This is a genomic window from Pirellulales bacterium, from assembly GCA_019636335.1.
Lineage (GTDB): Bacteria > Planctomycetota > Planctomycetia > Pirellulales > JAEUIK01 > JAHBXR01.
In genome coordinates this window covers 16,442-40,290 of sequence record JAHBXR010000009.1, presented here as the reverse complement: position 1 = coordinate 40,290, position 23,849 = coordinate 16,442, and the positions used below count along the sequence as shown (strand labels likewise).

Here is a 23,849-nt window from a genome sequence, read left to right as displayed (position 1 = left end):
CATGGCAATCGCACTTTTGGCGATAACTATCCTCGTCGGAACAAGACGACGATCGTCATCGCCACCACGCTTCCGAACAGCACGACGCCCGTCAGCACGGCGGCGGTGGTTCGATCATCGAAAGCGACGTTGAGTATCAACAGACTGGCGAAGGTCGCGAGCACCAGCATGCGTTCGAGCGAGAGGAGCTTGCCCGGCACGCGCGGGGTGGGATCGCTCGACTCATTCGGCGATTGGTATGGGTTGTTGTAGGAGGATCGCCGCGAGTTATGCATTGCAGGCACTGTCACTCGTTGATGTTCGTCTCGAGGAACCTTGCCAACCGGTGGAAGTCGGAGCCGGGCTGTACGTAGCGCACCACCGTTACCAGCGTCTCCGGATCGACCAGCCGCTCGAACGGCACGTACTGCAACTCGAGCTGTCCCGAGACCGAGACCATCACGCCGTCCAGTTGCCGCTCGACGAGCGCCCGGTACGCCCCCACGCCAAGCTGGCTGCCGAGCATCACGTCGAAGGCGTGCGGCTTGGCGCAGCGCGTCTCGTAGCCGAGTTGCACGCCCGTCACGCGGCGCTTGTGCCCCATCTGTTTCTCGAACTCCTCGGCCACGAGCTTCGAGAAGATCGAGCCCAAGCGTACCTTGGCGATCGAGATGTGTCCGTGATCGTCCCGATTGACCCCTGCGAGATACTTGTCGGGCAGGTACTCGGCCAAACCTTCGGCCAGCACGATCACGCCGAACTCCTTGCGCTCGCGCTCTTCGCGGACGCGCATCATCGAGACGATGTGCCGCACGACCTCGTCCATGTTCATGGCCGGGCGCGTCTCGCCGTCGGGCGTGGGAATCTGCTCCAGGTACTTGCCCGTGATATCCTCGACGCTGATCACCAGGCTCGCCTCGCCGGCGATCGCGGCGCCGTAGGCCAACCAGCCGGCGCTGCGTCCCATGGTCTCGACCAGGAAGTAGCCGCGCGTCGCCTCGGCATCGGCCAGCAGGTTGCGAATCTCGGCGGCCAGCGTCTCGACCGCCGTGAAGTACCCGAACGTGAAGTCGATGCCCAGGTAGTCGTTGTCGATCGTCTTCGGAATATGCACGACCGGAATCCGCTTGCTTCCCGCGGGCATGTGCTGCTGGAAGAGCTTGAACTTGTTGGCGGTCTTGAGCGTGTCGTCGCCGCCGATCGAGATCAACGCATCGACCCCCAGCGAGCAGAGCGCTTCGTGTACCGTGCGGAGCGGCGCGTTGCGCGAGGAATCGGCCAGGTGCATCGGCTGCGAGACGCCGCGGCCGGGATTCGTCCGCGCCGTGCCCAACAGCACGCCTTGCGTGTTGCGGGTGCGCTTGAGCACCTTCGAGTCGAGCGTGATGTAATCGCGACCTTCTTCCAACGGGTGTTCGGCCGAATACTCGACCAGGTGCGAGTAGCCGTGCAAGACGCCCACGACACTGATGCCGTTGCGCAGGCACGAGGCAGCGGCCGTGGAAATGACCGCGTTGGCCGCCGGGGCAGGTCCCCCCGCAAAGAGAATCGCGACGCGGCGGATGTTGCTCGAAGCGGGGGGAGGCGAACTAGCTGTGCTGCTCATCTTCTGCCGATGTGGTTCTAGAGGTCCGCGCGCAGCCAAAACGACCGAGGCGCGCGGTGCTGTCGCAGCCGCCAGGATTCCCTCTCAGGGCGCCAAGGCGCCAGGGCAGCGCGGAGCGGGGTAGCCGTTATGCGATCAAGCTTACCCACAAGACGGTGAAGATCATCAGCAGCACGCCCATCGAAACCACCGCCACCAGCAAGGTGACAACGTGCTTCCACGTGAGGGAGTCCTCGACCTTCATCTCCTGGCGTTCCTCGCCCGTGAAATGCTTCGACAACACCGGATAGGCGCTATCGACTTCAGCGGTCGTGACCACAGTCTCACCAGGTCCTGGCGTGTCCATGTCGCACGCTCTCCCGTCTTCGGTAAGTCTTTCTGTCCAATCAAGCAGACCGGCCGACAGCCGAGCCCGGGGTGCCGAGCTGGGTTCGCGTCCGCCAATCCGCGTCTGGTGACTATACTCTGGCGCGGCAGACAGGCTCAAGCGGCCCCAGGGGGCAAAACAGTGGCTAGTGGTCAGGGGTCAGTGGGCAGGGGTTGTTAGAGACCTATAACCACGGACCTCTGACTTCTAGCCACGAACCACTGGGCCTCTACCCCCTGGCCACTGACCCCTTATAACCACGGCCCTCCCAACATGCCGGAACTGCGTAAAGACCCGATTGTTGAGCGATGGGTCATCATCGTCGGTGACCGTGCCGCCCGCCCGCACGACTTTCACGAGAACGCCGTCCGCAGCGCCGGCACGTCCTGCCCCTTCTGCGCCGGCCACGAGCACGAGACCCCCGGCGAGCTATTCGCCCTGCGCGAATCGCCCGATGCCCCCTGGCGGGTGCGCGTAGTGCCGAACCGCTATCCGGCCCTCGAGGGCCAGGGCGAACTTTCCTCGAGGGTCTCTGCTGAAGGGGAATTTTACGTACGAGTGCCCGCTAGCGGCGCCCATGAAGTCATCATCGAGACCCCTCGCCATGTCTCGCGCGTCGGCGAGCTCTCGCTCGTCGAGCTGACCGAGGTGCTGGGCGTCTATCGCGAGCGGTTGCACTATCATCGCCGCCAGGCCCGTTTCCGCCACGCGACGATCTTCAAGAATGTCGGGGCGGCGGGGGGTGCCTCGATCGAGCACGCCCACAGCCAGGTGATGGTGACGCCGATCGTGCCGACGCTCGTGGCCGAGGAGCTTGCCGCCGCGGCGCTCTTTCATCGAGCACAGGGCCGCTGCATTTTCTGCGACCTCGCCGAGCGCGAGCTGGCCGCTGGGGCGCGGATCGTGGCCGATCATGACGGTTTCACCGCCATTGCGGCCTTCGCCAGTCGGCTCCCCTGGGAAACCTGGGTCCTTCCGCGCCGTCATGCCGGAGATTTCGATCGGCTAAGCGATGATGAGCTCGCGCGTCTGGCAGTGGCCCTGCACGACACGCTGGCCGCGCTAGAAGCCGTGCTCGAGCCGGTGGCCTACAACCTCGTGCTTCATACCGCGCCCTTTGACACTTCCTGCGCGGAGCACTATCACTGGCATATAGAGATTATTCCGCGTGTAACGAAAACGGCGGGCTTTGAATGGGGTAGCGGTTGTTACGTCAACCCGTTGGCCCCCGAGGTCGCCGCCGCGCGGTTGCGTGACACGAGGGGCAGCTTGCAGGCGAGGCGAGCTCTTTCATCTGCGAAAACTCGGTAAACTGCGTCGACTCTATCGGCCGATAACTATTGCACCTCGTCGCCGACTCCCCGTCGGCAGTCACCCTCCCGATTCACGCCCGCGGCTTTCGACACACGGATCATGCCCCACCCCATCCGCCTCGTCCTCGCGCTGCACAATCACCAACCCATCGGCAACTTCGACGGCGTCTTCGAGCAGGCGTACGACGACAGCTATCGCCGCTTTCTCGACGTCTTCGAGAACTACCCGTCGTTGAAGATCGCGCTGCACACGAGCGGCTCGCTGATGGAGTGGCTCGACGCGCGAAAGCCCGAGTACATGGATCGCCTCGCGGCGCTCGTCGCGCAAGGTCGCGTCGAGATCATCGGCGGCGCGTTCTTCGAGCCGATCCTCACCATGCTCCCCTCGCGCGATCGGATCGGGCAGATCGAACAATACACGTCGTGGCTCGAAAACCGCCTGGGCGCCCGCGTCCGCGGCATGTGGATTCCCGAACGGGTTTGGGAACCTTCGCTCGCGCGCGATCTGGCCGATGCCGGCATCGAGTATACGATTCTCGACGACTTTCACTTCCGCAACGCCGGCCTGCTCGACGACCAACTGCATGGCTACTACCTGACGGAAGATGACGGTCGTCTGTTGAAGGTTTTCCCGGGCAGCGAGCGCCTGCGCTACACGATCCCCTTTGCGCCGCCGCACGAGACGATCGACTACCTGGCCAGCATCGCCGAGGCGCATCCCGATGCGGTTGTCCTTTTTGGCGACGATGGCGAGAAGTTCGGCACCTGGCCCGAGACGCGCCGCCACGTCTACGACAACGGCTGGCTGCGGCAGTTCTTCGACGCGCTGGTCGCGAACCAGGATTGGATCCGCGTCACCACCCCCTCCGAAGCGGTCGATCGCGTCGCGCCGTTGGGCAAGGTCTATGTGCCCGACGCCAGCTATCGCGAGATGACCGAATGGGTGCTCCCCCCCGATCAACTCGTCGAGTACGAGCACGTGCGTCACGAGATGGAGGAGGACCCCCGCTGGCCGGTGCTCAAGAACTTCGTGCGCGGCGGCCTGTGGCGCAACTACAAGATTCGCTACACCGAAGCGGACGAGATGTATACCCGCATGCTCTCGGTCAGTCGGCGTCTGGCCGCGGCCGAGGAGAACGGCGCGCGGGGAGATCTCATCACGCAGGCCCGTACCGAGCTCTACCGCGGCCAGTGCAACTGCAGCTACTGGCACGGCGCGTTCGGCGGCATCTATCTGCCCCACCTGCGCAACGCCGTCTACTCGCACCTGATCGCGGCCGAGAACCTGTTGCACCAGGCCACCGGTCGCCAGGGTGCCTGGGTCGAAGCCACCACGGGGGACTTCAATCTCGACGCCCGCCAGGAAGTGCAGCTTTCGAGCGATAAGTTGCTCGCGCTGGTCGCTCCCAGCCGCGGCGGACAGATGTACGAGCTCGACGTCCGCTCGATCGCGCACAACCTGCTGGCCACGATGACCCGCCGTCCCGAGGCCTATCATCGCAAGGTGCTGAGCGCCGCGCAACATGCCGAGAGCAACGGCTCGGCCGCCAGCATTCACGACCGCGTCGTCTGCAAGCAAGAGGGGCTCGACCAGCGCCTGCAGTACGACACCTACCAGCGCAAGAGCCTGCTCGACCACTTCTACGACAACGACGTGACGCTCGGCTCGATCACGGCCGGCGACGCGCTCGAACGAGGCGACTTCCTCGGCGGCGTCTACGAAGCCCGCGTCCGCCGCAGCGCCTCGCGCGTGCAGTTGCAGATGTCGCGCCAGGGCAACGCCTGGGGCATCCCGCTGTCGATCACCAAGAGCCTCACGCTTGAGGCGGGCAGCCCCACGCTCGAGATCGAGTACGAGATCACCGGCCTGCCACAGGACGCTCGGCTCCACTTCGGCGTCGAGTTCAACTTCTCGGGCCTCCCCTCGGGCGCCGACGATCGCTACTTCTACGATCGGGACGGCAACCGCCTGGGTCAGCTCGGCCGTCAGCTCGATCTGGCCGACCGCACCGGCATCGGCCTGGCCGACGAATGGCTCGGCATCGGCGTGGGCCTCACCCTGTCGCGCTCGAGCGGCATCTGGACCTACCCGATCGAAACCGTCAGCCAGTCGGAAGGGGGCTTCGAGCTGGTCCACCAGTCGGTGGTGGTCGTGCCCCACTGGATCGTCACGCCGGATGGCGAAGGCCGCTGGTCGGTGACGATGAACCTCTCGCTCGATACCGCCCGAGCCGAGAGCCGCCGACAGGCACCCGAGGTCGCCGCCGCGTCGTAGTCTGGGCGGCGGTCGCCGAAAGGTCATCCAGCCCCAAGCGTAAAGTGGCACAGGCTGCCAGCCTGTGCCGCGAGCGAGGGTCGCACCGATGTACTTTGTCTCGGTCACGCGGCTGCGGATCCGAAGTTGGCGTTCCCTGCCGGTGTTCTTCTATTTCACGGTGCGATCACTCGTGCAATCGAAGCGTGCCGAGGGGAACCTCAGCACGGCGCTGACGCGCGACGTGTGCCTGGTTTTCTGGACGATCACCGTCTGACGCGATGACGTCGCCATGCGTCACACTTCCGCAACCGGCAGATAGTGGTGTCACGCACGGGGTACGTGACCTACGCGCAAGCGTCTCTGGCGCCACCTACTCGCCGTTGACATACAGCTTCACATTCCGTGTCGCTCGGCCGCCGGCGATGATGTCGGGGCGGCCGTCTCCGGTGACGTCTCCCACGATAAGATCCTCGGTGGCCATGCCGCCGGCGTCGATGACATGTTGTTGCCAGTTCGCGCCGCTCTTGTCAGTGGCACGGTAGACCTGCACGCCCGGCACGTTGGGCGTGTCGCTGTGGCCGAAGATGATCTCATCCCCGCCGTCGCCGTCGAGGTCGGCCGTCCAGAGCGCGTGCCCGCGCACGAAGCCGCGGTCGATCACGTGGCGCGTCCACAGCTCGCCGTTCGCCGCCGGGGCGGTGTAGACGGAAAGCGTGTCGCCGTGCATCGGTTCGACCGCGGTGATGAAGGTGCTGCCATCCTTGAAGCGGCCTGTTTTTATCTCGCCCGCGCCGCTTTTGGCCGGGTCGGCGGCCACGGCGCCCGTGCCGAGCTTCGTGCGCGACCAGCCATCGCCCGAACGGCGGATGAGGTGGATGCCTTCGCGGCTGGCGGTGAGGGTGTCGATCGTGCCGTCGCTGTCGAAGTCGGTGTGCCAATGGTTGTGCATCGCGTTCAGGTCGCTGTCCATGACGGTCGCCGGCCAGCGATCTCTGGTCGGATCGGCCAGAATCTCGAACGCCGTCAGACGCACGCCCGAGCCTTGCGTGGCGTTCAGGGGCGAGATGACCAGTTGCGGCTTCCCCTTGCCGAGCACGTCGGCGAAGCGGGTCCGATGCAGCCAGCGTTCCTCGCCGATCGAGCGCACCTCCCAGGGCTCGTCGAGCGACGCCCCGCGGCGGAGCCAATGTAGCGAGCCGATCGTGGTCCAGCCGGCGCCGAGCGCGAAGTCGACCTGGCCGTCGCCGTCGATATCGGCCGGCGCGAGGCAGACGTTATCCTTCGGCGTCTGGCCTTCGATGATCGTGCGCGGCCGCCAGTCGGGCGCCCGATACCACCGCACGCGCACGTCCCCCACGGCCACGATATCATCCTGCCCGTCGCCATCGACATCGGCCAGCGTGACGGCGTAGCAGACCTTGCCGATCTCGGGATCGATCACGTGTGATGTGAAGGTGGGGAACGTCTCGGCAGCCGGGCCGACATTGGCCTGGGCGAGAACCAATGCACAAACCAACGAATACGACGTGACACCGCCAAACAGACGCATATCGAAACTCCGCCCGTGGTCATGAAGCGAAACCGGCGTCAGCATAGCGTGACCGGGTAGGTCGGTCACGTATCAGGGCAGATGGTAATCAACGAGGCTCGGGAACGGGTGCCGAGCTCTGCTGGTTGGGGGGGCGTGGCACGAGTGAGGAGTTTTCGACGATCGTCCGAAGGAAGACGCGGCGCACGGCATCGTGCCCCCGATCGTTCGGATCTTCTATGTTTTTGAAGTACCAGTAATGCGGATCGCTCGCGTCGAAGTGCTCGCGCCAGAATTGTCGACAATGGGCGCCGTGTCCCAGAAAGATCTGGCGAAGAGGAACCACAAAGACATTCGGGCGTTGCGCTGCTACGCCTTCGATGGCGCGATTGTAGGCGGCATGAATCGCCAGCCCATCGGGCCAGTCGGGCAGGTAGACGCTGGGTGCGTCACCGACGCCGTCGGTGGGATCGTAGATGTCGGCGAGAAAGATCTCGCACCCGGCGGGGAAGCGTGCTTCAATCGCGTCGATCATTTGATCGAGACGGTCTGCGAAGTTGGCAATCCATGGCTCGGCTTGCTCGAGCGAAGCGCCATACATGGCGCCCTCCTGAGGGGGGCGCTGGCCATAGCTGTGGATCAAGTCGTTGCCACCCGTGGTAAACACCACGAGGCCGAACGCATCGGCCGTCGGTGGGTTCAAGCGTTGCGCAATGTGGTCGGCGTGTTGCAGCGAGGTACTCCCCGAGACGGCCAGATTCCCTGCGGTGAGGTTGGGGAGCACCGATGTCAGGTCAATAGCCTGCATCTCGGCGAAGTCGTCGGGCGGAGTTTGCAGCAGCCGTTGAAAAAAGCTGCGTCCGGGATGCCTGGCCCCCATGCCCGCCGTGATGCTGTCGCCTAGCCCCACCACGTGTACGTGCCGCGCTGTCCACGGCGTGGCGAAGCTGTGCGCCTCGATCCTCGGTCCGGCCGGGCCCTCGCCAATCGGCCGGCGCAGCACCAACTCGATATAGCTCAGCGCGGCCAGCACCAAGAGACTACCCAAGGCGAGGACAACCGCCAGCCGCCGATGTCGTCCGAGGATCTGCATGATTGGCTTTACGGGACGAGAGGATAACTCGTCGTCGCGAAGGCAGGCAGGGAATGTGTCGTGTACATCGCCTATCTCCTACGCCTGACAACGACGAGCCTTGCGTCAGCATATCCTGCGGTGCTGGCAGGGTCACGCTTGACGCGATTCCCCACCATCGCCGATGGAGATTGCAATTTGTGCGGGGATGCCGGATCATCAGAGTAGGCTCTTTTTTGAGATGGCTACCGATCCGATAGGTGTGCCACGATTTCCGCGGAGCAACATGATGAACACGGAAGTGAATCCCGAGCAGGATTTGCAAGCCACGCTCGATCGAATCGTACACGACCTCGACGTCGCCTTCGGCGTTTTTCCGGAAGAGGCACTGCGCGAGGCGCGGCGTTACCGCCAGGAGATCACGCCTCGGTTGATCGAGGCCATTCGCACGGCGACGGTCGAGTCGGCTGCCGGCCGCGTGCCCGACCGGAATCTGCACTTCTTCGCCGCCTATCTGCTGACGGAGTTTCGCGCTCAAGAGGCATTCCCGGTCTTGATCGAGTCGATCTCGTTGCCGGGCGAGCTGCCTTTCGATCTTTACGGCGACGCGATCACCCAGGATCTGCCCGCCATGTTGGTGACACTGGTGGGCGATGGGCCGGAGTTGCTCGAAGGCCTGATGGCAAACCGCGAGCTAAACGAATTTGTACGCAGTGCCGCCATCGATACATTCTTGCGATTTGTCCGCGACGGTCGCATGACGCGCGACGATGCGATCGAGCGCCTGCGATTTCACTTGCGCGAGGCCATCCAGCACCGCGATGAGGATGTCGGCGACGCGCTTGTCTTCGCGCTCGACAACTTCGCCGCCCAGGAGGCCATGGACGAGATCCGAGAGGCGTATCGTCTGAAAATCGTCGACCCGTTTATGATCGGCCGTCTGGCCGACATCGAGCGCGAAATAGCCAAGGGAGACGCGCATTACCAAGAATCTCTCGAACGATGCTGGCCGAGCGGCATCGATGACGTGATCGAGCATCTTCGCCGCTGGTATTGTTTTTCCGAGAAAGGGGAGCAAGACCGGGAAAGCGCCGCCGAGCGGAAGCCCTTCGAGGTCAACTTCGATCCCGATCTCGAAGACGAAGATGACCTGGACCTGGCTCTTCCCCATTCCGGCACCATCGTCCACGATACGCCGCGCGTCGGCCGCAACGATCGCTGCCCTTGCGGCAGCGGCAAGAAGTTCAAGAAGTGCTGCGGCGGGCGCTGAAGACGCGCTGGCACGAGTGCGGTGTCGAGCGACTTACTTGCTCGCCGCATCCAGCGTGAAGTCGATGCCATCTACCGTGCGATCGGAAGCGACCATGACCTTGCGCGTGCGCGTTTGCGGCGCCTCGCTGGCGTCCAGATAAAACGGCTCGACCTGAATCCACTGTTCGCCTGGCGCGATGAAGCGCAGCTCGTAGCTTCCCTGCTGGTCGGTCTTCGTCGTGGGTAGATAATAGCGATGGTCGCGCTTATCGATCGCCGCGGCGCGAACTTCGACGCCGCTGGCGGGTTCACCGAAGGAATCGACCACGCGCCCTCGCACGCTGCCCGGGCGTTGAAGTTGCAACTCCACGCCTTCGATCGCCTGCCCCGGCGTCGTACCCAGGTTCGGCCCCGAGCCGTTCGCCCAGTGACGCCACTCCTGGTAGTCGCCATCGTGCGCCACGAGGTTGTATTCATGTTGCTTGCTGGCCGGCAACGTGAGCAGGAAATTGCCCTGTTCGTCGGTGCGGCGGCTGAAGCGAGTATCGCCGGTCAACGAGTTGCCGCTTCCCGTCTTGGCGGTGCCGACGGTGGCGCCCACGACAGGTTTCCCGTCGGGATCGACGATGCGACCCTTGATCGTGACGCCAGGCTCGACCAGGATCTCGACCTCGACGCGCTCTCCCTGCATGTCGAACGTGAGGTGATCGAAGTTGCGCTGAAACGTCTCGGCGTCCACCTTCTCCGGGCGTTCCCATTCATGGGCGGCCTGGTCGCTCCACCAGCGGACGTACTTGCCGGCGACTTCCGATTTGAAGCGGTCGGAATCGACCGAGGTGACCATGAATTCGAACTCGCCACGCGGCAGGTGGTCGATCGTCAGCTTGCCCTCGGCATCGGACGTTCCTTCGATGCCCGGTTGCAGCCAGTACCAGAGCGTGATCCCCTCGACCGGTCGGCCGGTCACGCTGTCGCGAACCGTCGCCACGAAAGTAGTTCCCTCTTCCAAGGCGAGATCGAGCTGCTTCTTTTCTTTTGCCTTGAGGTTGAACTTGTCCGTCCGTAATGTGCCGGCGTTCGGCATGCGGCACTGCACGGCGTACTCATACGGTTCCAGATGCAGGCGATAGCGCCCCGCCTGGTCGGCCGTGGTTTCAGTCCAGACTTCGTCGATGATGCTGCCTTCGCTTTCAAAGGGACCGCGTACGGCGCGCACGAGGGCGCCCGGCACCGGCGCGCCCTGCTGGTCTTGTACTTGCCCCTCGACCCACGTGCCTTGCGTCAGCACGATCGTCCAGTCGTCCATGCCCGGCTTGCGATTGATGAAGAGCGAGGGGGAATAGCCCTCTTTCGTGAACTCGATCTCGACGTCTGTGTCGGAGGTGATCTCCGCGATGCGGAAGCGCCCCTCGGCGTCGGTCGTGGTTTCGTGGCCAGGAAACCAGGTGAAGGCATCGACCGTCACGCCGGCCAGCGGTTGCCCCTGCTCGTCGATTACCACGCCGGCGATCTCATCGGCAGCGGCAGCGGTAGGCACGATGCGCTTGGGCCGTGGTTTGGCGATTCGTGTCGTGGGAGTCGCAGCGCGCAGTTCCACGCTGTCTCCGAGTATATCGGTCCCTTTCGGCTGCAACGACACATCCGCTTCATTGATGCGGCCGGCCTCCAACTCGACGCGGGAGTAGCGATTCCCTTCCGGGCTGACGGGCATTTCCAGTTCGTCGTGCGTGACGGCGAATAGGCTTTCTGTCGGAGGAAGATTGCGCACGACCGCGTTGCCCTCGGCGTCGGTCTGCGCCTGGTACAAGCCATCTTTCGGCGCGAGGAAGTTTTTGATGCGGTCCGGATCTTCGAGCATCTGGCGCGAGTCGACGAAGGGCTCGCAGTAGATCTGGCTTCCGCCTCCCCACCAGAAGACGTTGGGCCAGAAAGCGACCTTGGCATTCTCGACCGACTCGCCCGAATCATCGACGACATGCACGCGACACTCCGCGGTTGGCGTCATGGCGATCGTGATGGGCTCAGGCTGATCCCCCAGCAAAAACACCTGGGGCCGATTCTGACCCGGGTGCTGCTTCTCGTGCTCGGCGGCGAATTCAGGAGCATCGCCCGAGCGGGCCATGAAGCCATCACAGATGGCGATCACCTGCACGTCGCCGCGTGGCATCCGCTCGAGCACAAAGCTGCCATCGGCTTCAACGGTGGCGCATCCGCGCCAGATCAGTCGATCTCCGAAGTTATCGTCATCGCGTAGAATGATCTGCGATACGATGCGGCCGTTTTTCACCGGCCGCGGCACGCTCTCGTCGAGTCGTCCGGCGACGCGGAGCGCCGGCTCCATCGTCAGGCTCAGGTCGCGGTGTTCGCCATCCTGCACCGTGATTCTTTCGACCGGACTGAACCACACGCTGCCATCGGCTGGGAAATAGGCGAGTCGTAGCAACGTCGTGCCGGCCGGAACTCGCGGCAGGACGAGCCGGCCTTCGGCGTCGAGCTTCGCCGTTTGCTGGCCTTGGCCGCTCCATTGCGCCCGCACCAGTTCCATCGGCAGACGGCGATCACCCTCGACCGCCACGGCCGTGATGACGGCGCCCGGGTTCAAGCGGATCGTGAAGGGTTGATTCGCCGTAGCTCCCTCGACCGGCACGTTGACGTACTGGTTGGCCGCGAAATCGGGGTGCGACACTTCGCACGTCAGTTCCTGTGCCGGCACCAGATCGGCAGCGAGGGCGTATTTGGGGAAGGAGATCGTGGCGAAACCTTGTTCGTCGGTCGCGAGCACCGGCGGATCGCTGTCGCCGAATCCGTTCTTCATCCACGGCCCGTGTCCTTGCGAGCACCGCATGGCCCACGGCTTGACGGCGGCACCGGCAAGGGGCTGGCCCGCCTGGTCGAGCACGCGCATGCGTTTCTGCAACAGGGGATTCTTCTCGGTGTCGGCAAGGACGGCCGCGGCCGAGGACGCTTCGGCCGGTGGAGTCGTGGCGATGCGGGACGACTTTTCTTGGTCTTCGTCGGCGGCTTGGGCCGCGGCCAGGTGAACGCTCGTGCCCGAGATGCTCATCGCCAGCACGATACCAAGCGTGGCGGCCACGAGTCGGCCGCGTGCATCGAGCTCGGTGACGAGCGCCCTGCCCGGGTTGAGGATGCGTCGCAGACGGAGGGCAAGTTCGTGAGGCGACCCTTCGCTTGCGCCGAGCGCCGGGGCGAGCGAGCGTCGATCGGCGATGCGCGCCGCCAGCTCGACGATCAACTCGGCATAGCGGTCGGCCGCGCCGGCATGTCGTGCGACCAGGTCGTCGCAGATCTGCTCGCGCAGAAAGGAGATCTGGGCCGAGACGCGGCGCAGGAGAGGGTTCCACCAGTAGAGGACCACGGTCCAGCGCTGGAGCCAGCCGACGAACAGATCGCGCCGCGCAAGATGGGCCATCTCGTGGACGAGTAGCGCGCGCCAGGTTTCGGCCGACCAGGCTTCGCTCGGTGGATCGCACAACACGACACAAGGGCGCCAGACTCCCAAAGAAATCGGTACTTCGACCTGCGCTGAGGCGAGCAGTCGTGGACAGCGGCCGAGCCCCACGGCGGCCGCTGCCGCACGGGCGGCGTCGAGGATTCGTTCGTCTTCGACGAGGCGTGCATTTCGGAGCAGCAGTCGAACATGCCGCACTCCCCGCCACAAACCGAACGCTTGTCGCAAACTGCCCAGGATCCAGATCAAGGCCAGCACTAGCGCCGTCCAACGCATCGCGGACGCCGCGGAGAACGGGGGCCAGGCGAACGCCGCCGCGTCCTCGGGGGCCTCGCGCGTTGCCTGCGGCGCCGCGGGCGAAGGATCGATGGGCATGGGGGGCGAGAAAGCCTTTTCAGACCTGCGAGTCGACGACCCTTCATGCGAAGCATTGTTCGTTGAAGGTGCCGTGCTGCGAGGCACGCCCGGCAATGTGCCTCGGGCGTCTGCCGAGCTGGTGCCAGCGTTCGGAGCCTTGACCGAAGGAGCGATCACGATGAGCGAGAGGCCACTCCGCTCGATCAGGGCCACGAGCAGGGGAGCCGCCAGCATGACGAACAATCCCACCAGGCCGAGCGCATGCCGTAGCGGCGGTGTCGTGCTACGAACGACCCGTAGAGCGGCCAGTGTGATGGCGCCGATGGCGAGCGAGGCCGCGCCGACGTTGACCAGGTACACCAACAGCGGAAGTCCGAACGGCGAGAACACGTGTGGCGCGAACATCGTGACCTCTTCTAGGCTTTGGGTGGTTGTGAACCGGCGCTCTTGAGCAGCTTGCGCAGTTCTTCGACCTGCGCGGCGGTGATGCGTTTCGATCCCAGCAGGCTCATCACGAGCTCGGTGGCCGAACCGCCGAAGAACTCGTCGACGAATTTCTCGGCCACGCGACCGGTGGCGGTCTGGCGATCGACGGCGGCGAAATAGCGGTAGACCCCCTCGCGCTTGCGCCGGCTGAGCCAGCCCCGCTTGTCGAGCCGCCCCACCAGGTTGAGCACCGTGGTGCGCGTCACCTCGCGGCTGCGGGAGATGGCCTCCCAGATCTCGGCGACCGTGGCGCCGCCGGGAGCGTCCCAGACGATCTGCATGATCTCGAACTGCACGGCAGTCAGGGCATTGTCAGGCTGAGGGGACACGGAATCGACTCCTGCGCGAGGACGGCATAATAGACGACACGTGTCGTCATTGTGGAGTATAGCGAGACGACAAGTGTCGTCAATGGAAATTGTGGGAAGATTCCCAGAGGCTCGAGTGGCAGAGGTTGCCAGCCTGCGCGGATTACCAGATTAGCCACCAGATGCCAGCGGCATGGCCACCAACAAGGATGGATGAATCCGGCGCCAGGTTTCGGGCTTGGCCTTACTCTTCACAGGCTGGCCGCCGGTGCCACCGCCTTGATTCAGGCTTTACCTAAAGCAGCGGCGTCTGCAGCGAGTTTTCCCCACCTGCTCGCGCAAAAAATGGACCCGCTCCCTGTCTGCGGCCTGACAGAAGAGCGGGTCGCGGTGGCGTTTTCGACTGACAACGTGCGCGCCGGACGGCGATCAGCGATCAAACCAGCGACGCGAGAGCGAATAGACGCGTTACAGCGTCTTCAGGTATTCCATGACGGCGACCTTTTCTTCCTCGCTCAACTGGTCGGGGAATTCGTGTCCCTGGGGATCCTTGGCGAAGAGTCGCGTATCGAAGTAGGTACGCTTCTCCTTGGCCCCCTTCACGTTCTTGGGGAGTTCGTCGTAAACGGCGACCTCGAGGCCGACCTTTTCCTGGTCGTAGCCGTTCTCGGTGCGCTTCCAGACGACGGGACGCTCGCTGGGATGGAACAGGTGCCACAGCGTCGGCACCGAGCCATTGTGCAGGTAGGGGGCACTGGCCCAGATACCATTGAGCGGCTGGGCGAGATAACCCCCCGGATCGTGTACAGAATGCTTTTCGCCGAAGTTCGAGAACCAACTGATCTCGTAACCGGCTCGCATCTGGGGAGTGAGGGAGTCGAGACGCGCACGATCGGTTCCCACCACGTCGATGGGAACAATCTTGTTCGGGAATTCGGCGTTCTCGCCGTACGTGCCGTGGCAATCGGCACAGGTCTGATTGAACAGGGCCTCTCCCTTCTTGGCCAGATCGTGATCGATCGGGAAGGGGTACTTCGGCGCTTCGAGCTTCTCGATCCAGTCGTAGATGTCGACGAACTCGTCCTCGCACTCGGCGAACTTCTCCGGTCCGTTCGACGGCGTCATCATGAACTGCATCAAGGCGCGGTGACCCTTGCCGGCGAAGCCGTCGGAGTAGAGGTGCGTCTTGTACTTCATGACCCACCACGGCGGGGCGTCGTGGTCGTTGTGGATGAGCTTCGGCAGCGGGCGATCGACGTGGACCGTCAGGTCCGGATCGCGATAGGCCGCCAGCACAACCCCGAAGATGATGGCGTTCGTCGTGCCGTTCGACTTGCCCAGCGGGACGAAGAGCGAGCCCGCCGCTTCACCTGCGTGAACTTTGCGACCGATGATTTGCTTGGTCTTCACGATCTCCTGGAACAGCGTCTCCATGGCGACGTGCGAGTTGGGCAGACCTGGCATGACCTCGCCGTTCACTTTGCCGCCGTGGCACATGAAGCAGTTGACGCTCCAGTTGCCCTGTTCGTCGACGGCGTATTGCAGTGGTGCGCCCCCTTCGCGGCCGGGGGCTTCGGTCAGGCCATAGCGCGAGAAGGCCATCTGGCGGCGCTCTTCGGCCGAGGCCTTCTCGGCCTGCGCCTTGAGCTCGGGCTCCCACGAGCGCCAGAGATTGTCCCACACCTCCTGATCGAGCTGGCCCGGCACGAAGTCGTTGTAGATCAGGTTCCAGTAGCCCTGGTGCATCCCGGCGGGCCGTTCAACACGGCTGGGGATCTCGTTGGCTTGAACGTCGGCGATCGAAAACCCGAGTACGGCGATACAAGCGCTTGCGCGAAGGCACCAGCGTGTGGTGGACATGAGAGCAGCCCTTCCTCGTGAATCAGCTAGTCCTTGAATGGTGGTCTGCATCAGGCCGGCGCGGCCCAGGCGGAACTCCGCCAAAATCGATTGCCCCAGTGGCTAATACTTAGTTGCCTAACTTGTCTTCGTCCGAGTCTATGCGATTTGTTGGGCAGTTCGCAAGCAAAATCTGGTCGATTCGCGACCGTTCGACCGTGGCTTCCCCTTCTCGGCGTGGCAGAGCGTCTCCTGCCTGCGGCAGGCAGTGCTAGCAAGTCCTCCCGACGGGCCCAGGGCCTTGTTACGCCTCGCACAAGCTGCGTAAGCGCCGCGACCTTTAACGCCGCCGTACGCATTCTCCAAGCCGCGCCGCTCGTGCGACCGAAACAGCGTGTAGAGGCGCCGCTCGATAGTGCGCGCCGACTGTCTGGGCCACGTCGATTGGCGGCCGCGGCGTGTGCGCCACCCGGGAATAATCCCCCGCACTTCTCATCGATATCGACCGCACGCGCTCGAAGGAGATTCGTCATGCAGATCATCCGTCGCCTCTGGATCGAAGAAGACGGCTACATCCTTTCGACTGAGTTGGTGTTGGTGGGCAGCCTGCTCGTGGTGGGCATTATCGGCGGCATGACCACGATGCGCGATTCGCTCGTGGGCGAGATGTCCGACCTGTCGTCGTCGGTCAGCTCGTTGGATCAGAGCTTCAGCGTCGTCGGCATCGTCGAAGGCCGCGACAACCTGGGCCGCAACGGCCTGGCCTACGCGGCGGGCAACTTCAACGGCATCGGTGGCTACGGCGAGTACGACTCCAACGGCCGCGCGTTGTCGTTCTCGGCGGGGAGTGCCTTCTTCGACAACACGGAAAAAGACCAGGCCTCGCGCAAGATCAGCTCGGCTAGCGTTTCGCGCAGTGCCGGCACGCAGACGCTGGCTTCCGTGATGTCGCCGGAGCTGAGCCGCGAAATCGGCGCACGCATCGCGGCGAAGCAGTCGAGCGAGACGGTGCAGAAGTAATCCCCGTGCCAAGGGGGCGCAAGCGCCGCCGGGTCTCTGCGCCGTCAGGCAGAGGCCAGGTCAGTCGCCACGCTCGCAGGGCTGCCACGCGCACGCAGCGAGACGGGCTGCCGCCGGGGGATGGCCGCGCGCTAGACGTATAGATCGTCGAGCGGCGGCCGCCAGAACGGAACCCGCGGGAAGAGGACGCGCGCCGTATCGAGGGCGACGCGGGTCGAGGCCTCGAGCCTGCCCGCGGCGACCGATTCGTGGACGTCGAGGTGACCGAGCAGGAGCCGGGTGAACTCGGCGCCATTGCAACTCAAATGGCTGCGTGTGAGCCGTGGCTGACACGAAACCTTGACGCTGCGCCGCGTGAGCACGAGGCGGTAGCGGGCGTCTTCGACCGCGAGGCTCAGCTCGGCGGGACGGGGGAGCTTGGCGCGATCGGCCCGCGCGTGCAGCACCGGGCAGAGCCGCCGCAGCACTTCGAGCGGGTCGAGCAGCTTGACCATGAAGACTTCGCCCTGGTGTACCTCGTGGTGCAGGCAGGCGCCGCTGGCCGCGCGGAACAACTCGTGCATGCGGTCGTCGTGCGGGGCGTGCAGCTCGATGGTGTGCTGATCGCGCTCGATCGCTTCGCCACAGGCGCGGGCGAGCAGATCGAACGCCGCCCGCGGATGTTGCGGCGACGCGACCAGTTCGAGAATCTCGTCGTCGCGCACGACGCAGTATCCGACGATCGAGGCGTTCGTCGGATCGAGCTCGAAATTGTCGGGGCCTTCGATCGCCACATAGAGGTGATCGAAATGCTTGCGACTGATGAGCCAGCGCCAGTAATTCTCGGTGCGCTCCACGCAGCCGAAGGCGTTGGCCGTGTGGTCGCGGTAGAGGCGCATCAGGCCGGGCAGCTCGACCTGTCGCCAGGGGCGAATCGTGAGAGGCTCCTGGTCGGCAAAACGCTCGGCGGCGACGGTCAGCTCGACCATGAGGGGCCGGGTGCCCGCCTTCGAGCGGACGTGGCGCCCACAGACGGCCCAACCCCAGGGGCGGAAGAAATGGGGATCGCGCGTGCGCAGCATGCCCAGGAGCGAGCCGTCCTCGATCATGTGCCGTTCGGCAAAGCGGAGCAGGTTCGTGGCGTAGGCGCGACCGCGGAACTCGGGTAGCGTGCCCAGCCCCCACACGCCGGCGATCGGGAAGCGCAGGTCGCCGAAGTGGAGCGAACGCTTCGTCGTGTGGATGTGCGACAATACGCGATGGCCGCGCCGCACGAGCACACGGTCGCTCGGTTCGTAGAAGGGATCGTCGAGCGTGGCCAGGAACGCGTCGGCCGGCGGGCTTTGAAACACGTTCTGCAAGAACTGGTGTACCGCCGCGTGATCGCCGGCATTGGCCACCACGTAGTACGGCTCGTCGCTATCGACGGCGGGTACCGTGAAGGGGTCGTGCAGCGTGACTTCTTCGAGAGGCTGACGCGAGAAGGTGTCTGGCTTCGTGCCAGCAACAGCCTTGGGCTGACGACTGCGGCGGAGAGGGGCCTTAGTTACGACACGCGCCGCGCGCAACGCGGACGGCGATGGTACCGTGGCGCTCATCGGTTCGAATCCCTTCGAGGTGGCATGGATGATCCGTCATGCCCAATAGATTAGGGTCTCCCTCCGCCGAATTCCAGCAGAAAATTCCACAAAGTCTTGGCAGGGTAAAGACAAAACGCGAATTCGCGCGACCCCAGGATCGATTCGATCCGCAGCGCCTCGACCAACTGTTCGCGCTGGGCGAGCAGCTCGCGACGCCTCTCGTCGACCCACGGCTGCATCGTTTCGTTGAGGCGGCGGATCTCGCGGCAGCGCTGCCGCGCGTTGTCGAGCGTGGGTTCGATCGCCAGCCAGGCGTGCTTTTCGCGGGTCAGGCTCGCCAACTCCGGCGTGAGCGCAACATGCGTCCCCGTCGCACATTTCGTACAGACGGGCCCTTCCTGCGCGGCGCCGGAAACGCCCGCTGATTCGTGCGCAACCAGGTACTGTTCCGGATGATACGTGAGGTCGCGCAGCTCGTGATCGACGCGGCGGAGGTCATTTTCGGTGACGTGCGGCCGCGGGATCGGTAGCTTGAGCGTGCCCGACACGATCATGAATCGGGGCGGTTCAAAACCGAAAAATCTTTGCACGATCAGGTCGGTCAGCTCGTCGTACTTTGCGCCGCCGATCCCGTGCAGGAACAGGTCGCTCAGGAACAAGCGGGCAAAGAGCGTGGTGAGCAGGGCTCGGCCGCGCAGCTTGATCCCCTGCTGGGCGAGGCCGGCCAGACGCTCGACCGCACGCGAAAGGTCGCCATCGGGCCCGAGCGGCAGGTGGACCCAGATCTCACCGCGATCGGTCAGCAGAAGACCATCTTGCCGGAGACTGACGAACAGCCGTTTGCGGCGCGGGGCGTCGTGTTCCCAGATCCAGAACGGCGCTTCGATCAGGTCTCCCAACCTCTCCAGTTCGGGAACCGGGTGGCTTGTGCTGCGAATGCGGTTCACACGCCGGTATTCCCACAGTGCGGTGTTGTAGACCTCTTGAAACCGTGGTAGCTCGGCGAGCAAATGTGCCGTGAACCAGTGAAACGACTCGAAGCCACAGACCTCGCTCTGGGGCAGCTCGAGCGTGTTCAGACCCAACTCTCCCTCATACGCGTGCCGCGCTCGGGCAAGGCACGCGCCCAGTAATGGCTCGGCCTTCGAGGCGGCCAGCACGCGTGGCCAGAACTCGTGCAGAAAGGGATCGGCCACGAGCGACTCGAACTGTTCTGCCACGCGTCGCGGAAAGCTACTCAACAGCGCGCGATCGCCGATGGCGCGCTCTTCGTAGGGAATCTCCGCTGTCGGCCGATCGTAGGCGATCTCGCTCGCAAACGGCGCCGTGGGCGTGCCCCCCGGAACGCGCAGAGTCGCGTGTCGTAGCGTATCGCTATCGACGAGCAAGTTGACCGCCGCGGCGTGATACTCCGCGCCGAGGCGGCCCAGGGCGAAGTTCTTGAGCCAGACGCCCGGATGGAAGAGCGTCGGTTGGTGACCGGCGAGCACCATGCGGCTGGGATCCGTCATGGCGGGGGCATCGCGATAGGCCGACGTATAGCGATGAGCGGCGACGAGCAGTTCCTGCCTCGCCTGTGCCGACACCTCGCCGAGCGTGCGGCCGTGCAGATCGTACGTGCGCGTGGCGGAAGCCGCGATGTTGGCAGCGAGCAGATCGCCAGCCGTCTCGAGAGAGGGTTCAATCACCTTGGCGCCATCGTGCAAAGGTGCTCGCAGACGCCGACGTGTGAGGGAGATGCCCGCGGCGTTCATCCAGCCATTTCCCCACGCAGGGTACCTTGCCAGAGTCCGCCGTCGGGTGTCTGGACGCGCGCCAGGCTGCGATCGAGCACGAGATGGTAATACTGCATGCGGGTCGAGCCATCGTCGAGCGCGCCGCCGAAGGAGCGGGCCTCGTCGAGATAGATCAGCGGCACCGGCAGCTCCACGATTCGCAGACCGAGATGCGCGGCTTGGACCCACACCTCGAGCGGCATGGCGTAGCCCACTTCGGACAGCTCGAACTTCTTCAATGCCTCGACGCGGTAGGCCTTGAATCCGCAAAAGCCATCGGTGAGCTCGAGCCCCAGGCGGCGATTCAACTCGGCCGTGATGAGGCCATTGATGCGCCGGCGCTCGGCCGGCGGTTCGCTATCGCCCGAGTAATGCTTGAGGTAGCGGCTGCCCGAGACGATCTCGGCCGTGCGGGCGGCCTCGACAAAGCGGGGAATCCGCTTCGGTTCGTGCTGGCCGTCGCAGTCGATGGTGACGAGCGTGTCGTAGCCTTCCTCGATGGCGTAGCGGAAGGCGCTGATGAGCGCGGCGCCGTAGCCCTGGTTCTCGGCATGCCGCACGAGGTGGATGCCCGGCTCCCGGTCGAGAATCTCGGAAGTTCCGTCGCTCGAGCCGTCGTCGACCACCAGCACGTGCGGGCTGTATTGCCGCACCTCGGCCAGCACGCCCGAGACGTGGTTCGCCTCGTTGTAGACCGGCAAGGCGGTGAGGAAACGGGGCTCCATAGTGTCGTTCCCTCCCGAGGATGTTACGGGCCGGAGAAGCGGCCCAAGGTGTGACTGGCGAAGCGAGTTCATTCTAGGTGGGGCCAGGGTCAAGTCAACGAACGGGGAAGCCCGCGCCGCCACGCCGGAAGGCCTTGCGCAGAGGGCACGAATCCACATCAGCGGGGGACTTCCGCCCAGCCTGTCCGCGAGGGTTTCGCAGGACACTTTCCCGAGACGGGTAGAAGTAGAAGCAGTGGCCCGTTTGATTGACCCACTCTCGACGGAGCGCTATGATCCGAGGCTAAGGAGACCCTGTCATGAGACCTTCGCCCCTGCCTAGCCAGCACGCCTTTTCGCGCCGGCGGCTGATGCAGATTGGCGGGTTGGGTCTCTGGGGGTTGAATCTGCCCGCATGGCTCCGTGCTGCCGAGTCGAACCCTTCGCTAGCGCTCGCGACCGGTCGGCCGCCGATCAAGGCCTGCATCGTCGTCTTCTTCTACGGCGGGCCGAGCCATCTCGATACCTGGGACATGAAGCCCGACGCTCCTGCCGAGGTGCGCGGAGAGTTTCGCTCGATCGACACGGTCGTGCCGGGCATCTCGGTCTGCGAGCACCTGCCGCGGATGGCAGGCGTGATGGACAAGGTGGCGCTCGTCCGTTCGCTGCACCACCCGATGCGCAACCACAACGCCGCCGCGGTCGAAGCGCTTTGCGGCCGCACGCCCGCCGGGGGCGATCAAGAGCTGTTGGCCGACGACGCACAGGCCTTTCCCTGCTACGGTTCGGTCTGGCACTATCTCGACCGCGCCACGCCGCGCGACTTGCATCATGTGGCGCTGCCGCACGTGATGTACAACGTGGTGAAGCTGCCAGGTCAGATCGCCGGGTTCCTGGGACCCAAGTACAACCCGTTTCATATCGAGGCGGATCCCACCGCGGCGAACTTCCGCGTGAGCGAGTTGTCGCTGCCGGCCAGCATGAACGCCGCGCGCCTGGCCGATCGCAAGTCGCTACTCGACGTGGTCGATCGCCAACTGGACGCGCACCGCGCGGGACGAGAGACCGCGTCGCTTTCGACCTACTACGAGCGCGCCCTGGCGCTGCTCGAATCGCCACGCGTGCGCCAGGGGTTCGATCTGTCGCAGGAGAGCGAACAGACGCGCGACCGATATGGTCGCCACGTCCTGGGGCAGAGCCTGCTGTTGGCACGACGACTCGTGGAGTCGGGCGTCCCCTTCGTCACCGTGTACGACAAGGTGCGCAACGGCCAGGACGTGAACTGGGACAGTCACGCCAAGAACTTCGAACGGCATCGCGAGCACCTGCTGCCCCCCGCGGACGAAGGACTCTCGGCGCTGCTCGAAGATCTCTCGCAGCGCGGATTGTTGGATTCGACCCTCGTGCTGGCTTTGGGGGAGTTCGGCCGCACGCCCAAGATCAACACCAGTGGTGGCCGCGACCACTGGCCCGACTGCTTCACGGCCCTCCTGGCTGGCGGCGGCGTGCGGGGTGGCCAGACCTACGGCACGAGCGACAAGATCGGCGCGTATCCGGATCTCGACCCGGTGACGCCGGGGGATCTCGCCGCCACGCTGTTCTGGCGCTTCGGCTTCGACCCGCGCACCCTGGTTCACGATCTGTCGAATCGTCCCTTCCACGTCGCCGAGGGGCAACCCCTGGCGTCGCTGTTCGGTTGAGTGCATCGCGCTGCGACAGCAGCTATGATGTCGGGCACGTTTGGCTTTTCGACCGACTGCTTCAGGAAATCGTTCCATGAAATATCACGCTGCGCGGCTGTGGGGGATGTGTGTGGTCTCGCTGATGTTGGGATCTTTGCTGGCGAACCGGGTGACGGCCGAGGACGAGCCTGCCGGAAAGTTGCGCGTCTACTTCGGCGCCTACAATCGCGGCGAGGGCAAAGGTATCTACACGAGCGAGCTCGATCTGGCGTCCGGCAAGCTCAGCCCGCCGCAACTCGCCGGCGAGGCGGTCAATCCTTCGTTCCTGGCCATTCATCCCTCGAAGAAGTTCCTCTATGCTGTGGGCGAGATCGACAACTTCGACGGCAAGAAGACCGGCGGCGTCAGCGCCTTCTCGATCGATCCCAAGACGGGCCTGCTCGAGCGGATCAACCAGCATTCTTCCGGGGGCGCGGGGCCCTGCCACCTGGTGGTCGACGCCTCCGGCAAGAATGTCCTCGTGGCGAACTACGGCGGCGGCAGCGTCGCCTGTCTGCCGATCAACGACGATGGCAGCCTGCGCGAGGCGAGCTCGTTTATTCAGCATCAAGGTTCGAGCGTCGATCCCGCGCGGCAGCAGGGGCCTCACGCTCACTCGATCAATCTCGATGCGAATAATCGCTTCGCGGTGGCGGCCGATCTGGGGCTCGATAAGCTGCTTGTCTATCGCCTCGACGCCGAACAGGGCCTGCTCGCGCCGAACGATCCCCCGTCCGTCGCCACGCCGCCAGGGGGCGGGCCGCGGCACTTCGCGTTTCATCCCAGTGGCAAATTCGCCTTCGCCAACAATGAGATGGGCTCGAGCGTCACGGCCTACAGCTACGATGCCGCCAGCGGCACCCTGCAGGAACTGAACACGGTCACCACCCTGCCGGCCGGCGCGAGTGCCGAAGGCAACAGCACGGCCGAGATTCGCGTGCATCCGAATGGCCGCTTTGTGTACGTCTCGAACCGCGGCCACAACAGCCTGGCGATCTTCGAGGTCGATGCCTCGAGCGGTCGGCTTTCGCCCCGGGGGCATGCCTCGAGTGGAGGGAAGATTCCGCGCAACTTCAATCTCGATCCGTCGGGTAAGTTCCTCTTGGCCGCCAATCAAGACAGCGACAACGTCGTGGTTTACCGCGTCGATGCCGAGACGGGCCAACTCACGCCGACGGGTGCGGAGATCGAGGTAACGGCGCCCGTCTGCGTCCGCTTCGTCGAGTTGCCGTAAGGCG

18 protein-coding genes are annotated in these 23,849 nt (G+C 64.5%); 7 read left to right on the top strand and 11 right to left on the bottom strand.

What is annotated here, in order from left to right:
• Positions 1 to 26: 26 nt before the first annotated feature.
• The 3 genes from KF708_10860 to KF708_10850 form a co-directional block, all read right to left on the bottom strand.
• Positions 27 to 290: a hypothetical protein gene (locus KF708_10860; protein MBX3413178.1), complete on the bottom strand. Its 264-nt coding sequence runs from the start codon at positions 288 to 290 to the stop codon at positions 27 to 29.
• A complete protein-coding gene (locus KF708_10855; GenBank protein ID MBX3413177.1) occupies positions 287 to 1,585 on the bottom strand; it encodes a 6-phosphofructokinase in 1,299 nt (432 codons plus the stop codon). Before KF708_10855 ends, KF708_10860 begins: the two co-directional genes overlap by 4 nt.
• Positions 1,586 to 1,712: 127 nt before the next feature.
• Positions 1,713 to 1,931 carry a hypothetical protein gene (locus tag KF708_10850; protein ID MBX3413176.1) on the bottom strand — a complete coding sequence of 73 codons (219 nt, stop codon included), beginning with the start codon at positions 1,929 to 1,931 and terminating at the stop codon, positions 1,713 to 1,715.
• Between the two features lie 294 nt (positions 1,932 to 2,225).
• Here KF708_10850 and galT point away from each other — a divergent pair, with 294 nt between their 5' ends.
• From galT to KF708_10835, 3 genes are all read left to right on the top strand, one after another.
• Entirely contained in the window at positions 2,226 to 3,263 is a 1,038-nt protein-coding gene (galT, locus tag KF708_10845; protein ID MBX3413175.1) for a galactose-1-phosphate uridylyltransferase, read from the top strand.
• 99 nt (positions 3,264 to 3,362) lie between these two features.
• Positions 3,363 to 5,540, top strand: coding sequence for a DUF1926 domain-containing protein (locus KF708_10840; GenBank protein MBX3413174.1), 2,178 nt, complete (start codon positions 3,363 to 3,365; stop codon positions 5,538 to 5,540).
• An 88-nt stretch (positions 5,541 to 5,628) separates the two neighbouring features.
• The gene (locus KF708_10835; protein MBX3413173.1) at positions 5,629 to 5,796 is read left to right on the top strand and encodes a hypothetical protein; all 168 of its coding nucleotides are present in this window, start codon (positions 5,629 to 5,631) and stop codon (positions 5,794 to 5,796) included.
• 96 nt (positions 5,797 to 5,892) lie between these two features.
• On the opposite strand, the gene KF708_10830 is transcribed toward KF708_10835, so the two are convergent.
• A complete protein-coding gene (locus KF708_10830) occupies positions 5,893 to 7,071 on the bottom strand; it encodes a VCBS repeat-containing protein (protein ID MBX3413172.1) in 1,179 nt (392 codons plus the stop codon).
• Between the two features lie 88 nt (positions 7,072 to 7,159).
• Positions 7,160 to 8,143, bottom strand: coding sequence for an SGNH/GDSL hydrolase family protein (locus KF708_10825; protein ID MBX3413171.1), 984 nt, complete (start codon positions 8,141 to 8,143; stop codon positions 7,160 to 7,162).
• A 265-nt stretch (positions 8,144 to 8,408) separates the two neighbouring features.
• Here KF708_10825 and KF708_10820 point away from each other — a divergent pair, with 265 nt between their 5' ends.
• Positions 8,409 to 9,392 (top strand): DUF1186 domain-containing protein, encoded by a 984-nt coding sequence (locus KF708_10820; GenBank protein MBX3413170.1) that lies wholly within the window; start codon positions 8,409 to 8,411, stop codon positions 9,390 to 9,392.
• 33 nt (positions 9,393 to 9,425) lie between these two features.
• On the opposite strand, the gene KF708_10815 is transcribed toward KF708_10820, so the two are convergent.
• From KF708_10815 to KF708_10805, 3 genes are all read right to left on the bottom strand, one after another.
• Positions 9,426 to 13,604, bottom strand: coding sequence for a carboxypeptidase regulatory-like domain-containing protein (locus KF708_10815; protein ID MBX3413169.1), 4,179 nt, complete (start codon positions 13,602 to 13,604; stop codon positions 9,426 to 9,428).
• 11 nt (positions 13,605 to 13,615) lie between these two features.
• The gene (locus KF708_10810; protein ID MBX3413168.1) at positions 13,616 to 14,014 is read right to left on the bottom strand and encodes a BlaI/MecI/CopY family transcriptional regulator; all 399 of its coding nucleotides are present in this window, start codon (positions 14,012 to 14,014) and stop codon (positions 13,616 to 13,618) included.
• A 447-nt stretch (positions 14,015 to 14,461) separates the two neighbouring features.
• A complete protein-coding gene (locus KF708_10805; protein ID MBX3413167.1) occupies positions 14,462 to 15,853 on the bottom strand; it encodes a cytochrome c in 1,392 nt (463 codons plus the stop codon).
• 510 nt (positions 15,854 to 16,363) lie between these two features.
• Between KF708_10805 and KF708_10800 the strand changes: the two genes are divergently transcribed.
• The gene (locus KF708_10800; GenBank protein ID MBX3413166.1) at positions 16,364 to 16,852 is read left to right on the top strand and encodes a hypothetical protein; all 489 of its coding nucleotides are present in this window, start codon (positions 16,364 to 16,366) and stop codon (positions 16,850 to 16,852) included.
• A 131-nt stretch (positions 16,853 to 16,983) separates the two neighbouring features.
• Here KF708_10800 and KF708_10795 read toward each other — a convergent pair whose 3' ends face one another.
• The 3 genes from KF708_10795 to KF708_10785 all read right to left on the bottom strand — a co-directional run bounded on the left by KF708_10795 (position 16,984) and on the right by KF708_10785 (position 20,911).
• Positions 16,984 to 18,429, bottom strand: a complete 1,446-nt coding sequence (locus tag KF708_10795) for a GNAT family N-acetyltransferase (protein ID MBX3413165.1) — start codon at positions 18,427 to 18,429, stop codon at positions 16,984 to 16,986.
• Between the two features lie 50 nt (positions 18,430 to 18,479).
• Positions 18,480 to 20,099 (bottom strand): hypothetical protein, encoded by a 1,620-nt coding sequence (locus KF708_10790; GenBank protein ID MBX3413164.1) that lies wholly within the window; start codon positions 20,097 to 20,099, stop codon positions 18,480 to 18,482.
• A gap of 62 nt (positions 20,100 to 20,161) precedes the next feature.
• The gene (locus KF708_10785) at positions 20,162 to 20,911 is read right to left on the bottom strand and encodes a glycosyltransferase family 2 protein (protein MBX3413163.1); all 750 of its coding nucleotides are present in this window, start codon (positions 20,909 to 20,911) and stop codon (positions 20,162 to 20,164) included.
• 299 nt (positions 20,912 to 21,210) lie between these two features.
• Between KF708_10785 and KF708_10780 the strand changes: the two genes are divergently transcribed.
• Together KF708_10780 and KF708_10775 are read left to right on the top strand one after the other, a co-directional pair.
• The gene (locus tag KF708_10780; protein MBX3413162.1) at positions 21,211 to 22,590 is read left to right on the top strand and encodes a DUF1501 domain-containing protein; all 1,380 of its coding nucleotides are present in this window, start codon (positions 21,211 to 21,213) and stop codon (positions 22,588 to 22,590) included.
• Positions 22,591 to 22,666: 76 nt separating this feature from the next.
• Positions 22,667 to 23,845: a lactonase family protein gene (locus KF708_10775; GenBank protein MBX3413161.1), complete on the top strand. Its 1,179-nt coding sequence runs from the start codon at positions 22,667 to 22,669 to the stop codon at positions 23,843 to 23,845.
• The last annotated feature ends 4 nt before the right edge of the window (positions 23,846 to 23,849 follow it).

Excerpts from the sequence above, each read along its gene's own strand:
- KF708_10855 (MBX3413177.1), bottom strand. The coding sequence starts at position 1,585 with ATGAGCAGCACAGCTAGTTCGCCTCCCCCCGCTTCGAGCAACATCCGC.
- KF708_10775 (MBX3413161.1), top strand. The coding sequence starts at position 22,667 with ATGAAATATCACGCTGCGCGGCTGTGGGGGATGTGTGTGGTCTCGCTG.
- KF708_10825 (MBX3413171.1), bottom strand. The coding sequence starts at position 8,143 with ATGCAGATCCTCGGACGACATCGGCGGCTGGCGGTTGTCCTCGCCTTG.
- KF708_10800 (MBX3413166.1), top strand. The coding sequence starts at position 16,364 with ATGCAGATCATCCGTCGCCTCTGGATCGAAGAAGACGGCTACATCCTT.
- KF708_10815 (MBX3413169.1), bottom strand. The coding sequence starts at position 13,604 with ATGTTCGCGCCACACGTGTTCTCGCCGTTCGGACTTCCGCTGTTGGTG.
- galT (MBX3413175.1), top strand. The coding sequence starts at position 2,226 with ATGCCGGAACTGCGTAAAGACCCGATTGTTGAGCGATGGGTCATCATC.
- KF708_10795 (MBX3413165.1), bottom strand. The coding sequence starts at position 18,429 with ATGAGCGCCACGGTACCATCGCCGTCCGCGTTGCGCGCGGCGCGTGTC.
- KF708_10850 (MBX3413176.1), bottom strand. The coding sequence starts at position 1,931 with ATGGACACGCCAGGACCTGGTGAGACTGTGGTCACGACCGCTGAAGTC.
- KF708_10780 (MBX3413162.1), top strand. The coding sequence starts at position 21,211 with ATGAGACCTTCGCCCCTGCCTAGCCAGCACGCCTTTTCGCGCCGGCGG.
- KF708_10830 (MBX3413172.1), bottom strand. The coding sequence starts at position 7,071 with ATGCGTCTGTTTGGCGGTGTCACGTCGTATTCGTTGGTTTGTGCATTG.
- KF708_10785 (MBX3413163.1), bottom strand. The coding sequence starts at position 20,911 with ATGGAGCCCCGTTTCCTCACCGCCTTGCCGGTCTACAACGAGGCGAAC.
- KF708_10820 (MBX3413170.1), top strand. The coding sequence starts at position 8,409 with ATGATGAACACGGAAGTGAATCCCGAGCAGGATTTGCAAGCCACGCTC.
- KF708_10835 (MBX3413173.1), top strand. The coding sequence starts at position 5,629 with ATGTACTTTGTCTCGGTCACGCGGCTGCGGATCCGAAGTTGGCGTTCC.
- KF708_10805 (MBX3413167.1), bottom strand. The coding sequence starts at position 15,853 with ATGTCCACCACACGCTGGTGCCTTCGCGCAAGCGCTTGTATCGCCGTA.